Source organism: Aquimarina sp. MAR_2010_214, from assembly GCF_002846555.1.
Classification (GTDB): domain Bacteria; phylum Bacteroidota; class Bacteroidia; order Flavobacteriales; family Flavobacteriaceae; genus Aquimarina.
Map to the genome: position 1 here is coordinate 2,299,662 of NZ_PJMS01000001.1, position 15,775 is coordinate 2,315,436.

General features: G+C 30.9%; 11 protein-coding genes. 7 read left to right on the forward strand and 4 right to left on the reverse strand.

Annotated features, from left to right (window positions below):
• Window positions 1–48: 48 nt before the first annotated feature.
• Together ATE84_RS26770 and htpG are read right to left on the reverse strand one after the other, a co-directional pair.
• Window positions 49–1,038 (reverse strand): response regulator transcription factor, encoded by a 990-nt coding sequence (locus ATE84_RS26770; protein WP_304528989.1) that lies wholly within the window; start codon window positions 1,036–1,038, stop codon window positions 49–51.
• A gap of 137 nt (window positions 1,039–1,175) precedes the next feature.
• Entirely contained in the window at window positions 1,176–3,065 is a 1,890-nt protein-coding gene (gene htpG, locus ATE84_RS09735) for a molecular chaperone HtpG (RefSeq protein ID WP_101447772.1), read from the reverse strand.
• A gap of 261 nt (window positions 3,066–3,326) precedes the next feature.
• On the opposite strand from htpG, the gene ATE84_RS09740 reads away from it, so the two are divergent.
• The 6 genes from ATE84_RS09740 (at window position 3,327) to ATE84_RS09770 (ending at window position 10,762) form a co-directional block, all read left to right on the forward strand.
• On the forward strand, window positions 3,327–3,989 hold the full coding sequence (locus ATE84_RS09740) for a TetR family transcriptional regulator C-terminal domain-containing protein (protein ID WP_101447773.1): 663 nt from the start codon (window positions 3,327–3,329) through the stop codon (window positions 3,987–3,989).
• Between the two features lie 24 nt (window positions 3,990–4,013).
• Complete coding sequence (locus ATE84_RS09745; protein ID WP_101447774.1) at window positions 4,014–5,321, forward strand: AarF/ABC1/UbiB kinase family protein; 1,308 nt, start codon at window positions 4,014–4,016, stop codon at window positions 5,319–5,321.
• Window positions 5,322–6,195: 874 nt separating this feature from the next.
• Window positions 6,196–8,076, forward strand: coding sequence for a tetratricopeptide repeat protein (locus tag ATE84_RS09755; protein WP_101447776.1), 1,881 nt, complete (start codon window positions 6,196–6,198; stop codon window positions 8,074–8,076).
• Window positions 8,073–8,702 (forward strand): response regulator transcription factor, encoded by a 630-nt coding sequence (locus ATE84_RS09760; protein WP_101447777.1) that lies wholly within the window; start codon window positions 8,073–8,075, stop codon window positions 8,700–8,702. Before ATE84_RS09755 ends, ATE84_RS09760 begins: the two co-directional genes overlap by 4 nt.
• Window positions 8,703–8,760: 58 nt before the next feature.
• Window positions 8,761–9,510 (forward strand): hypothetical protein, encoded by a 750-nt coding sequence (locus tag ATE84_RS09765; RefSeq protein ID WP_101447778.1) that lies wholly within the window; start codon window positions 8,761–8,763, stop codon window positions 9,508–9,510.
• Window positions 9,511–9,754: 244 nt separating this feature from the next.
• Window positions 9,755–10,762 carry a 3-oxoacyl-ACP synthase III family protein gene (locus ATE84_RS09770; RefSeq protein ID WP_101447779.1) on the forward strand — a complete coding sequence of 336 codons (1,008 nt, stop codon included), beginning with the start codon at window positions 9,755–9,757 and terminating at the stop codon, window positions 10,760–10,762.
• A gap of 271 nt (window positions 10,763–11,033) precedes the next feature.
• Here the strand turns inward: ATE84_RS09770 and ATE84_RS09775 are convergent, their stop codons facing one another.
• Complete coding sequence (locus ATE84_RS09775; RefSeq protein WP_101447780.1) at window positions 11,034–13,403, reverse strand: TonB-dependent receptor domain-containing protein; 2,370 nt, start codon at window positions 13,401–13,403, stop codon at window positions 11,034–11,036.
• A 438-nt stretch (window positions 13,404–13,841) separates the two neighbouring features.
• Here ATE84_RS09775 and ATE84_RS09780 point away from each other — a divergent pair, with 438 nt between their 5' ends.
• Entirely contained in the window at window positions 13,842–14,204 is a 363-nt protein-coding gene (locus ATE84_RS09780; protein ID WP_101447781.1) for a CoA-binding protein, read from the forward strand.
• On the opposite strand, the gene ATE84_RS09785 is transcribed toward ATE84_RS09780, so the two are convergent.
• The gene (locus ATE84_RS09785; RefSeq protein WP_101447782.1) at window positions 14,181–15,638 is read right to left on the reverse strand and encodes a sodium:solute symporter; all 1,458 of its coding nucleotides are present in this window, start codon (window positions 15,636–15,638) and stop codon (window positions 14,181–14,183) included. The genes ATE84_RS09780 and ATE84_RS09785 overlap by 24 nt on opposite strands.
• Window positions 15,639–15,775: the final 137 nt, after the last annotated feature.

A 15,775-nucleotide genomic window follows, 5' to 3' on the forward strand; every position in this document is an offset into this window, starting at 1 on the left:
AAAGAGTAATTATACTAAGCTGAATAAGGTGCTAGTACGGGTATGATTTTATTTTTTGAGTAATAAATCTTGCCTGCTAGAAATATTTAACTTGCTGTAAATATTGGTGATATGTGTTTTTACAGTACTTAAGCTGATAAATAATTCATTTGCAATTTCTTTATTGCTTTTTCCTGATATGATGAGGTTTTTTACCGCTTTTTCTTGCTTACTTAAAGGAATAGGAGCAAGGACTTTTTTGGTTCTTCTAGATTTTAGAATAAACCCGATCAATAAAATAATAACCAAAGAAGTTGCACCATTAACCCATAAACTTACTTTGTATTTATGGTTAACGATTTCTTGAGTAATAAAGTTTAGCTTGTTTTCAAGATAAGCATAGGTAGAGGGGTCAAGTTCACTGGATTTTAATTCTTTTAGAAAGCTCAAATAATATTCTGGATTGGCTTTAGCGTCTTTTTCTAATAGGTTTTGGTCATCTAGTTTTTTAATACCAATAAGTTTCACCAAAAGTATCTGTAGAGAATCTTTTACATACCCTTTGGTCTCTATGAGGTACTGTCTAGGGTCAAAATCATCGGTTAGATTTTCATATTTTGCTTCAAACTGTTTTAATTTTTGCCATTCTAAATCTGCAGTATTATTTGTGGTATACTCTCCAAACATTCTTTCTCCTTTGGTAAAGTGAATGGTGTCTTTTTTAGATAATATAAATAGCTGAAAGTTCTTTATTTTGTCTGAAAGTTTATTTTTTTCTTCAGCAGATATAGGATTGAGTTGTACCTTATAAATATGATCTTTTGAAGTAAATAAATTTTTGTCAAAAGCAAAGAAACCATCCTTCGTTAAGAGAGTCGATGCAATGGTTGTTGTATTATAAGTATTTGTATTTTCTTCGAGTTGTATTTGACTTAAATAAACTGTTTGTCCCCATCTTTGTGGATCTTCAATATGCACATACCCCGAAATACCATCTTGTCCGAATAGGTTTATATTAAGTAGAAATAAGAATACGAAAATATTGCTCCAGTTCTTCATCGTCATAGTGTATTGAAGATATCATTACGAATGTAAAATTTTTATGGTTTAAAACAAAGCATGGTATAAAAAAAACCGCTTCGATGTGTTTAACAGCGAAGCGGTCTAATATTTATAAGTACTAGCAGCCTAAACTACTATTTTATCATATCGTAACTACGTTTAATAAAATCTGTCAATTCTTCTCCTTTTAATAGATTTTGAGAGAGCCTGGCCAGATCCAGAGATTGTTTTATTAAGCGTTCTTTTTTCTTCTCTGTTTTGGTAGCAGCAATTTGTCCAATTAACTCATGATTTGTATTTATGATCAAATTGTACATTTCTGGCATATTACCCATACCAAACATTCCACCGCCACCACCGGTTTGTTGCATTTCTTTCATACGGCGCATAAATTCTGGTTGCGTAATCATGAATGGAGAAGCATTGCTATCCATAGCTTCTAATTGTACTGTATATGTTTCTTTTGGAACTACTTTTTCAAGATCAGTTTTAAGAGCTTCTTTCTCTTCATCTGATAGTTTAGAGATAGTTTCTTCATCTTTTTTGATAAGATTGTCAATGTGATCTCCATCTACACGTGCAAAAGAAATATTTTCTTTACTAGTCTCCATTTTTTGGATCAAATGAGAAACAATAGGAGAATCTAAAAGAAGTACTTCATATCCTTTATCTTTGGCAGCAGAGATGTACGAGTGTTGTTCATCTTTGTTAGAAGCATAAAGAAGAACAAGCTTACCATCTTTGTCAGTCTGAGAATCTTTAATTTTTTCTTGTAACTCTTCAAACGTAAAGAAAGAACCATCTACTGTTGGATATAATGCAAATTTGTCAGCTTTTTCAAAGAATTTTTCTTCAGAAAGCATTCCGTATTCGATCACAATTTTAATATCATTCCATTTTTGCTCCAAATCTTCTCTATTGTTTTTAAACATAGAGCTTAGTTTATCGGCTACTTTACGAGTAATGTAACTTGATATTTTCTTTACATTACCATCGGCTTGTAAATAAGATCGGGATACATTAAGAGGGATATCGGGAGAATCAATCACACCACGAAGCATGGTAAGGAATTCTGGAACAATACCTTCTACATTATCAGTAACAAATACTTGATTTTGATATAATTGGATTTTATCCTTTTGCATATTCATATCCTGACCCAGTTTTGGGAAATACAGAATCCCAGTTAGGTTAAAAGGATAATCCACATTAAGGTGGATATTAAAAAGAGGTTCTTCAAATTGCATAGGATACAATTCTCGGTAGAAACCTTTATAATCCTCATCTTTTAAATCAGCGGGCTGTTTTGTCCATGCAGGATTAGGATTATTGATAATGTTATCAACTTCTTGAGTTGGTGCAGGATCTTCCTCTTTAGCATCCTCTGGTTTTGGTAACGTTTCTGTTTTAGTGCCAAATTTTATAGATACTGGCATAAACTTATTGTACTTCACCAATAGCTCGTTTATTCTACTATCTTCAAGGAATTCGATATCATCTTCTCCAATATGAAGGATAATCTCTGTTCCTCTTTCTGTCTTATCATGTTCCTCTATACTATAAGTTGGAGACCCATCACAAATCCAATGTGCAGCAGGCTCATCTTTATAGGATTTGGTAATGATTTCTACTTTATCAGCGACCATAAAAGCAGAATAAAACCCAAGACCAAAATGCCCTATTATTCCAGAATCTTTAGCACTATCTTTATATTTTTCGAGAAATTCTTCTGCACCAGAAAAAGCTACTTGGTTGATATATTTCTCAACCTCTTCTGCTGTCATACCAATTCCCTGATCGATAATATGCAATTGTTTTTTGTCTTTATCGATCTTAATCTCGATAAGTGGATTGCCATATTCTACTTTAACTTCACCAATACTTGTTAAATGTTTTAGCTTTAAAGTTGCATCTGTTGCATTCGAAATAAGTTCTCGTAAAAAAATCTCGTGATCAGAATACAAGAATTTTTTAATTAATGGAAAAATGTTCTCTACAGATACATTAATACTTCCTGTTGCCATTTTTATATTGTTTTTAGTTTAATTGTCATCTTACACAATGGTGTATTCAAAAAAAATACCAATAGTCTGTATCTGCCAAACTGGCATTGAAATAAGTTTTTTTATATCTATTGTAATGATTTCTTGATATCTAAGACTAAAACCATGTTGGTTGGGATTTTCATTTTTTATGAAACAACTTTAACATATATTTCTGTTTAACATATTTATAAAAAGATTAAACAATCAGTATATTTGTGTACTAATTTTAAAGTGTGAAATATGGCTGCATCAAAAAATAAAAACAGTACTAGTCAGGTCGTTATATCAAAATATATGAATTATGTTTTGAAAAATGAAAGTTATCCTAAGTCCGTATATAGATTCTGTAATGATGTCGATATAAAAGAAGAAGAGTTTTATAAACTTTTTGGAAGCCTAGAAAGTTTAGAAAAGGCGATATGGAATGCTTTTTTTACCACTACCATTGACGCAATGAATAATAATGAGGAATATGGAAATTTCTCTAATAGAAATAAATTTCTGACATTCTTCTATACTTTTTTCGAAATGCTAACCTTAAATCGTAGCTATGCTCTTTTTGCCCTTAAGCGTTATAATATGCCTTTTGAAAATTTAAAACAATTAAAAAGTTTAAGAGATAGTATAAAAGGTTTTGCGACCGAACTAATTGAAGAAGGTAATGATGAAAAACTATTTAAAGTAACTAAAAACCCGGTAAAGCTATTTTCTGAAGGAGCTTGGCTACAGTTTTTATTTCTATTAAAATTCTGGGTGGATGATGAATCTGCAGGGTTTGAGAAAACAGATATTGCTATAGAGAAGTCAGTAAATGCCGTATTTGATTTGTTTGATAATACACCATTAAATAATGTATTTGATTTTGGTAAGTTTTTATGGAAAGAAAAAAATATGTGGAATTAATGAAAGAACGAATTTAGAAACTGGATGAAGACAATTGATAACATACCAACTACGAAATTAGGACGAACCGCGGAGCTTGTGAAAACAGGTGTAAAAGTTGGGGGAAATTACCTAAAATACTATGGGAAAAAAGCCGTTAATCCTGATTTAACCAAAGAACAGTTAAATGAAGATAACGCAGCTGATATTTATAATGGATTAAAAAATTTAAAAGGTAGTGCTCTTAAAGTAGCACAAATGCTTTCTATGGAAAAAAACATTCTACCTAATGCCTATGTAGAAAAGTTTTCTTTATCACAGTTTAGTGTGCCGCCTTTATCACCTCCATTGGTTAGAAAAACATTTAAAAAATATCAAGGAAAATATCCAGAAGATTTATATGATTCGTTTGCAACTCAATCTGTAAATGCTGCAAGTATCGGTCAGGTACATAAAGCTAATAAAGACGGGAAAAACCTTGCTGTGAAAATTCAATACCCTGGAGTTGCAAACAGTATAAGTTCTGATTTGGCGATGGTAAAACCCATCGCCATCAGGATGTTTAATTTAAAAGGAAAAGATTCTGAAAAGTATTTTAAGGAGTTAGAAGAAAAGCTACTTGAAGAAACTGATTATGTGTTAGAAATTAAACAAAGCAAGGAAATTACAGAATCTTGTGCCGGGATTCCTAATTTACGATTTCCAAAATACTATGAAGCATTATCTAGTGAGCGTATCATTACAATGGATTGGATGAATGGTCTTCATTTAAGTGAATATGCTACGCAAAACAATGATCAAAAAAAAGCAAATAAAATTGGTCAGGCATTGTGGGATTTTTACATGTACCAAATACATATTCTTAAAGCAGTTCATGCAGACCCTCATCCGGGCAATTTTTTAGTTGATAAGGATGATAACCTTATTGCTATTGATTTTGGTTGTGTGAAAAAAATACCACTAGAATTTTATACTCCTTATTTTGAATTAGCAGAAAAGGAAAATATAGATAATCCAGAATTTTTCACCAAAAAAATGTTCCAATTAGAGATACTTCGAGAAGATGACTCACCCAAAGAAAAAAGATTCTTTTCTGAGTTATTTCACGAAATGTTAAGCCTTTTTACTAGACCTCTTAATGTAGAGGAGTTTGATTTTGCCGATGAGACATTTTGGAAAAAGATAACAGAATTAAGTGAAAAATATTCTAAAGATACTGAGCTAAGAAAAATGAATGGAAATAGAGGAAGTAAACATTTCTTGTATATCAACCGTACGTTTTTTGGCTTATATAATTTGTTACACGACTTAAAAGCAAAGATTCGAGTAAGGAATTATGAAAAATACCCGTAGTCAGTCATCCGACTGGCTTGGTTTGTTTATTTATTGGTTAGGTTGTTAGAAAGATGTGCTGTGGTTGGTGCATCTTTCTTGTTTTTCTACAATCTTAATTGAAAACTACGTTGCAGTAAATTCATAAAATTTATAACTAAAGGTTTATACCATTAATTTTCTGAATTTATTATTTTTTTACTGCGGAGTTGGGTGCCAATAAGGATAATAATTACGAGTATTCACACCAGTCGGAGTCTTAATATTCGTTGCTAATTCATTTCCACCAATAATATTTGAGAAGTTTGTGATTTCATTTTGCTTGAATTGTTCAAGGGAGTTTTTTAGATTTTTGAATTTTATAAACAAAAGTTTTCTAAATACACTCTTCAGTATATTGACTTAGCTAAACAATTAGATAGTTTTGATCTGGCTGCTTTCAGAACTTCGAAACTTACAAATTATTATCTACAGATAGTAAGAAAACCAGATTCTGCTTTAGTAATTATTAGTAATATTATTAAAGACAGTAACAAAATAAGTAGTAGGATTAATCCTGGGCATCTTTATGTTAAAAAATCAAGTGATTTTCAACGTCAGGTACATATAGAAAAAAAGTTGTACGAAGCTAATAATAGAGCTCAAAACTCTTCTAAAGCTATAAAGCATTTAGAAAAGCATGTATTACTTAAGGATTCTCTATATAATATTACTCGTTCTAATAGTATTATTTATTACCAAATGCTGTATGAAACAGAAAAAAGAGATAATAGACTTGATAGTCTCTTTTTTTATTTTACCGTTTAGAACATAAATTATTAAATAGTTTTACTCATATTTGTTGTATTAGCCTCAATTAAGACTTGTTACTATAGTAATTTTTAAATATGTGTATATGAAAGATAGTTTGTCAATATGTGTATTACCAATACTATTTTGTTTATGTCTGGTTGGTTGTAAAAATAAAGAAAAACCAAATAATGATCTTGGTATAAAACAATATGAAGATTATATAAATACGGCTAAACAATACGAGCGTAGTAATATAGATTCTGCATTACATTACGCTAAAAAAGCTCACGCAATAAGTAAGAAAAATAATGATCCGATAGAAGAAATCAGAAGTCTAAACACTATAGGTTGGAATCTTAGGTTTTTGGGAAACCTTAAAGAATCATATAATAAACATAGTGAAGCTTTAGAATTGTCTAGAAAGATTAAAGATACTAAGTATATAGCACGTACATTTAATTACCTGGGTGCTTTTTTTACTGAGCAAAGTGATTATCAAACAGCTTTAGAGTATTATTTACAATCATATGAACTGCGTTTAAAACTTAACGATACTCTCGGTCAGGCTACAGTGGCTGGTAATATTGGTTTAAATAATTATTATTTAGGTCAATACGATGTAGCAGAGAAATATATGTCAATTTCTTCAGAAATAAATACCGCTTATAAGGATACTTTATATATGGCTGGAGATTATGAAATGATAAGTATGGTATATAACAGTACTAATAGAGTAGATAAAGCATATGAAGCAAATAAAAAAGCTTTGGACCTTTATCAAAGAACGGGGGATAGAGATGGAGAAATTATGGCGATGGGAAATTTAGGTTCTCTGTATCGAAAACAAAAGGAATTTGAAAAAGCCAAAGATTATTTTGTGCGTTCTATGAAACTATGCCGAGAAATGAATATTCCATCTAGATTATTACTTTGCCATAAACGATTTATGGAATTGTATCACGATATAGGAGAATATAAACTTTCATTACTTCATGCTGATTCTGCAACAACAGTAAATAATAAATTAAATCATAAGAACTATCAACAACAAATATATAAGAATCAAGCAGAGTCTTATCAGGCTTTACAACAACATGAAAAAGCAATAGAGATGTTGAAAAAGAGTATGGTGATACAGGATTCTATAAATTCTGAAAAGAAAACCAATAGACTAGCGGTGGCAGAGGTAAAGCTTAATGTTATAGAGAAGGAAGCTGCAATTGTGAAGCTCGAAAATGATCAACTTCTAGCAGAAAGATTACAAAACCGATTATTATTAGGACATATAGGTTTGGGGGCTACAGCCGGATTTATTGTGTTTAGAATTCGATTTATTTCTCTTATGCGAAAACGTAGGCATGCAGAAGAAAAGGAACAATTACAGCGTAGTTTTGCTCAAGATATTATTAGATCAATTGAGAATGAACGAAAACGAATTTCGAGGGAATTACATGATGGTATTGGTCAAAGCTTATTGTTAATCAAGAATAAAGTAAAGCTAGGTAGTACATCAAAAGACACGACTATTATTGATAATACTATCGAAGAAGTACGAGATATGTCTTTAGCTTTACATCCTTATCAATTTGAGCAATATGGATTAGTAACTTCACTTAGGAATTTGTTAGATGAGTTTCAAGAGAATTCAAAAACAGTATACATACATGATATTGATTCTGAAAGTTATGATATAGATTCCACAAAAGAAATTTTCATTTACCGTATGATCCAAGAGTCATTAAATAATGTTGAAAAACATGCACAAGCAGAAGTCTGTGCTTTACGTGTTACTGACAATACTCAGAATATACTTTTTCAGATAAAAGATAACGGAGTAGGGTTTGATTTAACTACAGGAAGCAGTAAACTAGAGAGCTTGGGGATGAAAACACTTAAAGAACGAGCAGCCCTAATACAAGCAAAATTAGTAATAGAGAGTATTGTAAATAAAGGTACTACAATTCAGATAATTATAGATAAATGATAAATCCTAAAATTTTCATAGCTGATGATCATCCATTAATGTTAGAAGGCAATAAAAGTTTCTTGATGAATAAGGGGTATACAGTGATTGGAACTGCACAGGACGGTAATAAAGCCTTTAACCAGATTATACAATTACAACCTGATATTGCCATACTTGATATGGACATGCCTGTTCTTACAGGTTTGGAGGTTGCAAAAGCAATTAAAACAAAGAAATTACCAGTAAAAACTATTATTCTCACACTTTTCAAAAAAGTAGAACTTATCAAAGAAGTAGGTAAAACGATTGATGGATATTTATTAAAAGAAGATGCTTTAGATGAGATTCTCAATTGCCTTGAGATAGTAATTAATGAAGGAACCTACACAAGTGAAAGATTACAAGATAGCATATTCTATTCTGACCTTCCTTCTTCAAAAATTCAATTTACTCCTACAGAAAAGAAAATACTTACGCTTATTTCTCGTAATCTAACTTCGGTACGAATAGCGGATCAATTATTTATTTCTTCTCGTACTGTAGAGAAACACCGAAGCAATATCATAAAAAAAATAGGACTGGATTCAAATCGTAATTCGTTGATTTTATGGCTGCAGCAGAATCCAGATATACTCGATACGTAAAACTACGTATTTATGTAGAAGTATAGGATTCATAGCTTTGTCACCAAAGTCTAGAGTTATGGTTGAACCTTTCGGTAATTTTATAAAACATTCGCTACCTGTGTCACATTGGGTATTGGGTTTTTATGAACTGCATTTGCAGCGTGATGATCAACCTATATTTTTTTTACCAAGCAGTTTTTCTTATGTTTTTGTAATTTATGGAGATACTATAGAAATAAATTGTAAAAAGAAAAACGAAATAGTAAAAGGTGTAGTCATAATACCTCTGAAAGATGACTTACTAAGTATTAAAAGTAAAGGGAAAACCAAATTACTAATCGCAAAATGTACTTCATTATCTTTCAGTAGCCTTGCTTCAAATCAAAATATAGATCTTAATGAAACTATATTTTTACCCTGTAATTTAGATTTGTCTTGGGATATTCTAGAGCCACAATATTATGTTAGAAAGTATTTGGAAGAATTATATTATGGCGAGCAAACCATACTAATAAGTCATGTATTACGATATATTAATGATAAAAAAGGTTTGGTTACTGTTGATGAAATCGTAAAAAGATATAGTTATTCTATTTATTTTTTAAAATTTCAATTTAAAAAATATTTAAAGACAACACCACAAGAATTCCTCAATAAAACTAAACTCTTTTACTGCGCTAATGAACTTATAAAAAGGCCTAATGACCATCTTATATTTAACCGATTTGGATATTCTGGATTTTTGGGCTTTAAACAAAACTTTATGAGTATGATTGGAGTAGAGTTTGAAAAAATATTGAATTGTAATATTATTGAATTGGATTAGTTAACCTACATAAAGTTGATGATTTCTTCTTTTGAACGTTATTCCTTTTAAGAAAGCTCAAGATGATTAGTTTACCACATTTTTAAACTCTTCACATAATAAAAAAAGAATAAAGATTTTTATTTTATTATGCACGCATATAATATGCTTGTTGTTTCTTTTATGAAGATACTAAGAATACATATATTGTCTTCAAGTTTTTAATTAAACAAAAAATAAAGAACAATACACAATAATTAGCTATATGTATACTTCAAAAATATCTGGATTGGGATATTATGTTCCTGAAAATGTGGTGACAAATGATGACCTTTCTAAAATAATGGATACCAATGATGAGTGGATTCAAGAACGAACGGGTATAAAACAAAGGCGTCATATCAAAAAAGGTGATGGTAACAGTACTTCTGTAATGGGAGTTAAAGCCGCAAAAATTGCTATAGAAAGAGCAGATATTTCTAAAGATGATATAGAACTAATAATTTTTGCTACACTTAGCCCTGATATGTATTTTCCAGGAGGAGGAGTAAGAGTTCAGGATATGATGGATATGAAAACTATTCCAGCATTAGATGTTCGTAATCAATGTAGTGGATTTGTATATGCAATATCTGTTGCAGATCAATTTATAAAAACCGGGATGTATAAGAATGTTTTGGTTATTGGTAGCGAAAACCATAGTGGAGGTTTGGATATGACTACTCGTGGAAGAGGAGTTTCCGTTATTTTTGGTGACGGAGCAGGAGCTGCAGTATTGACAAGAAGTGAAGAAGAAGGTAGAGGAATTTTATCTACCCACTTACATAGTGAAGGTGCACATGCAAAAGAATTATCTTTAGAAGGGCCCAGTACAGAACATTGGGTGCCTGAGATTATTACAGAAGACCCACAAGAGAATATTCCTTATTATCCGTATATGAATGGTCAATTTGTGTTCAAAAATGCAGTAGTACGTTTTTCTGAAGTAATTAATGAAGGATTACAGGCCAATAATTTATCAGCCGCAGATATTAATATGTTAATACCACATCAGGCAAACCTGAGAATTTCTCAATTCGTACAGCGACAATTTAAATTATCTGATGATCAAGTATACAATAATATTCAAAAATATGGTAATACTACAGCTGCATCTATTCCTATAGCATTAACAGAAGCTTGGGAGCAAGGTAAAATCAAAGAAGGAGATTTAGTAGTCTTAGCAGCTTTTGGAAGCGGATTTACCTGGGGTAGTGCCATTATTAGGTGGTAATCCAGTAAGTTAAAAAATGAAAAACGCGAAGCTTAATTGCTTCGCGTTTTTTTATCTAATAACTCGGTTACTAATTTTTTAAAGGCTAATTCAAATAAATCATAACCATGACTATACTATATAAAACGTTGTAAATTGTAAAGTGTTACAGAATTTCTCATTTTTTTGCAATTATTTAACTTTAATAAGATTTTTAAGAAAATGATATTTAATTTAACGGTTATATTAATTTTTGTTTATAGTATTAACGTTTTTTCGAAAAAAACCATAATTATAGTATTCCTCCGCCAGATTTTTCATTATTATCTCTTCGCTTTCTTGCAGCTTTCCTGTTTTTTCCACTTCCAAATCGATAAGATAGGCCTAGAAAAACAGTTTGCGTTTCTCCTTGAAACTCTCCGTTTTGTGGGTAAGGATTATTTGCAGAAAATCTGAAACGCCTTGTGTCAAAAATATCATTAAAGTTTATACTGAATGTACCTTTACCTTCTAAGAAATTATAACGAGCTCCTGTATTTACAAAATAAAATGGTTTGGTTTTAAATAATATACCTTCCTGTTCTCCTCTATAAAATCCAAATACCTGAAAAGTCAAGTTTTTTGTCGCTTTGAAACTATTATTAAGTCTAAAATTGTAAACTACAGCATCTACCTCTCTATTGATATTATTTACCACTCCTTTTTGCGTTTGAGAATACAGGTCAAAACTGGCATTGAAACTCCACCATTTTGTAGCTTTATAATTACTTGAGATCTCAACCCCGTAAGAAGAATTATTATCAAAATTTTCGAATGTTAATATTTGACCTTCTTCAACATCAGGATTTTCTACAAGAGCTTGACTTATTTCATCATTGATAATTCGGTAAAATACTCCTCCGGTTATCGATCCTTTTCCTAATTTTCGTGTGTAGTTAGCTTCCATAGAATTAGTAAACTGTGGATTCAACTCTGGATTTCCAATAGAAATTATTCTTGGCGTACTCCATTCACGTATAGGATTTACCTGATTTAACCCAGGTCGATCAATTCGTCGACTATAACTTAATTGATAACTGTTTTTCTCTCCTGGAGTATAATTGATAAAACCAGAAGGGTATACAGTAAAAATATCATCTTCAAATATTTTTTCCCCATCAAAAACAGCTTCAACTTCATAGTTTTCAAGACGTGCACCTAGCTGATATGACCATTTTTCAAAATTTTGACCATATGTAGCATAAAAAGAATGTATGTTTCGATCATAATTATATTTTGAACTTGAGAAAAGCGTAGAGCGATAATCATTGTCTGTTCTTCTTAAACGAGTTTCATATCCAAGTTCTAATTTGGTCTTTTCTGATAACGGATTTACATAATCTAGGTTTATTGTAGTGTTTTTTCGCTCATTATTAATAAGATCAATGTAATTTGTGAACGATCCATCTCCTCCTACAAAATTAAAGCGATCATCACTATCACTTTCAAAAGCATTATAGTCAATTTCTAATTCTATATTGTGCCCTTCTTTTTTGAAATCGTGTTTATAATCAAAGTTATATGTAGAACCTTGGTTATCACTATCGCTTAATAAACTTTGAGATAAGTCATTCTGATCATTATTCAAAAAAGTAATATCTGTGGACCCGTTTGTAAGCCCGTCAAACAAGTTTTGATTTGTATATATTGAGATGGTATTATGGTCATCAATAAAATAATCTAAGCCTATTTTGAATAGATGAGATTTGTTATTGTCTAAAAATTTGAAATCTGTTTGGTAATTTTGATCTTGTCTAAATACACCTCCTGCATTTTGTCGTTTGGTAATGTTGCTACCATAATTACCATAAAAGTTAACTTTTCCTGTTCTATAATTTAAGTCTATAGAACTGTTGAAACGTGCGTTTTTTTCAAAATTAAGTCCTAGATTAATATTACCATTAAAACCTATATTGCTATTCTTATGCAATACGATATTAATAATACCACTCATTCCTTCAGGATTATATTTGGCAGAAGGGTTAGTAATCAGTTCTATTTTCTTAATAGAAGTAGAAGGGATTTGTTTTAATAATTGTGTTGCATCAATATTGGTAGGCTTTCCGTCTATAAGGATACGTACATTTTGATTTCCACGTAGTGCAATATTACCATCCTGATCTACATTAACCGATGGGATATTATTCATGATTTCTGCAGCAGTACCACCAGTTGTCGTAAGATCTTTTCCTACATTTATAACTTTACGGTCAATTTTTTGTTCTATTGTGGTTCGTTCTGCTACTATAGTTACATCATCTAGAGATTCGGCTTCTTCTTCTAATAATATAGAGCCAACATTGATATCCTTATTTTTTCTAGAAATCTCAATAGGTTGAGAATACGTTTTATACCCTATAAATTGTATTTTTAGAGTATAGTTTCCTTTTGGAATATCAGAAATAAGGAAGTCTCCATCATCGGTACTAATACCTCCACTTATAATTTTGTCTACTCCATCATGAATTGCGACAGTAGCATAGGGTATGGGTTGCTGTAAGTTCTTGTCAATTACCTTTCCTTTAATAGTACCTACTACAGCTTTATTGCTTGGTTGTGCTGTTAGTAATAGGCACCAAAATGATAGAAAAAATAAAATACCTTTTTGATTGTTTGTTTTCATCTGAACGTTTATTTGATTGATAGTTGTTATGCATTGTACTTTGTATTACCTAATACAAGTACGTTGTTGTTTATAAATTGACACTATGATTAACAGTGTTATAAGTGTAAGACGATAGTAAAATCATTCTGTTACACCTTATTTTAATTTTAACAAAATATTAAATAATTAAAAACCGCCTCTAATATTAGAGGCGGTTTTCTATAATAACCAAATAGTAACACTAACCATCAACCATGAATAAAATTTGATTATTATAAAGTAACTAACTAACTAAATTTATGAAAATTCATATCCTTTATATGTAAGACGAAGTGCTTTGATTTGTGTTACATTCATCTTTTGTTTTTAACATTTTTCTGGTTATTTTTAACGTTTAAACCCTTGTTTGAGACTCTAATAAACCTATTTTTCTTATTTCAAATTTTAATAGTATTTATGACCAAAAAGACATTAGTTCTGGGAGCATCATTAAAGACAAATAGATATTCAAACATTGCTATTCATAAACTAGTGACTCATGGTCATGAGGTTGCTGCTGTTGGATTAAGAAAAGGAGAGGTAGCAGGAATAACAATTGAGACAGCTGTAAATGATGATGAAAATATAGATACGATCACTTTATACTTAAATCCTCTTAGGCAACAGCCTTATTATGATGCTATTATATACTTAAACCCCAGAAGAATAATTTTTAACCCAGGAACAGAAAATCCTGAGTTTTACCAAAAACTCATAGAGGCAAAAATAGAGGTCGAGGTTGCCTGTACGTTGGTATTACTTTCTACGAATCAGTATTAAAACAGAAGACAATAATAATCCTAAAAAAGTTAAAAATCCATTAAGAATTAAGATAAAGAAGCCAAATTTGAAACCAAACCATATATCACTATTTTCGCTAATGATATAAGATAAAACGGGAGATAAGATCGCTATAATTGGCACTAAACTATCTTTTATTTTTAGTTTGGTGAATAATCCAAATGCATATAACCCTAATAAGGGACCATATGTATATCCTGCAAAGACAAATAGCTTAGTAATTACACTTTCGTCCTTTATAATGTACTTAAAAGCAATAATAACCAATACCAGTATGAAAGAAAATAGAATATGAATTCTTTTTCTGATTTTAACCTGGTCTATCGGATTGTATTTCTTTTCAATATCGAGTATGTCTATACTAAATGATGTGGTTAATGAGGTCAATGCACTATCTGCACTACTATATGCTGCGGCGATAAGACCGAGGACAAAAAAGATAGCGATACCAAAACCTAACCCGCTTTGCGTAGCAATTACAGGAAAAAGTTGATCTTTATGAGCATCAATTCCATTTTGGGATGCATATTGAGTAAGTAATAATCCAAGGCCTAAAAATATGAAGTTTACAATAGTTAATACAATGGTAAACCAAAACATGTTTTTTTGAGCATCTTTTAAACTTCGGCAAGTGAGATTTTTTTGCATCATGTCCTGATCTAAACCTGTCATAACAATTGCAATAAATGCACCAGATAAAAATTGTTTCCAAAAATAATTGGCACTTTTAAAATCATCAAAAAAGAATATTCTCGAAAGATCACTTTCTAATACATAACCCAGTAAATTTGACCCTTGAATCCCTAAATCGTCAGATACATAATATATTGCTACACCAACAGCAATAAGCATGAATAATGTTTGCAAAGTATCAGTCCATACAATCGTTTTAATTCCAGATTTAAAGGTGTATAACCAGATTAATAATATAGTTATAATAACAGTAACCCAGAAAGGAACTCCTAAAGCATCAAAAAGAATAGATTGTAACACATTAGCAACCAAAAACAATCTAAAACTTGCTCCTACTACTCGTGATAGTAAGAAAAAAGAAGCTCCGGTTTTATACGAGTAATTACCAAAGCGTTCATCCAGATAAGTGTAAATTGAAGTTAGATTAAGTTTGTAATAGAGAGGAAGTAGTACTGTTCCAATAACAGTATATCCCAAAATATACCCTAATACCACCTGCATGTAACTAAATTGTGAGGCTTCAATCCATCCGGGGACAGAGATAAAAGTTACACCACTAAGTGATGCTCCAATCATCCCAAAGGCTACAATATACCACGGTGATTGCCTATTAGCTTTAAAAAAAGCGTCATTTCCTGAGTTTTTTCCTGTGAGATAAGAAATGAGAAGAAGAATCCCAAAATAAGCTGCAATAAGAAGCAGAATATGTAATGGTTGCATGAACTTTAGTTAAAAATGAATCCCCAAAATACAAATTTTAGTAGTAGTAATTTAGATAGAGTTAAGATTTAGTTTTTTCAACTCGAATTAAATTTTTACCACGCATCTGTAAAACCAAATTATTATTATTATTATTA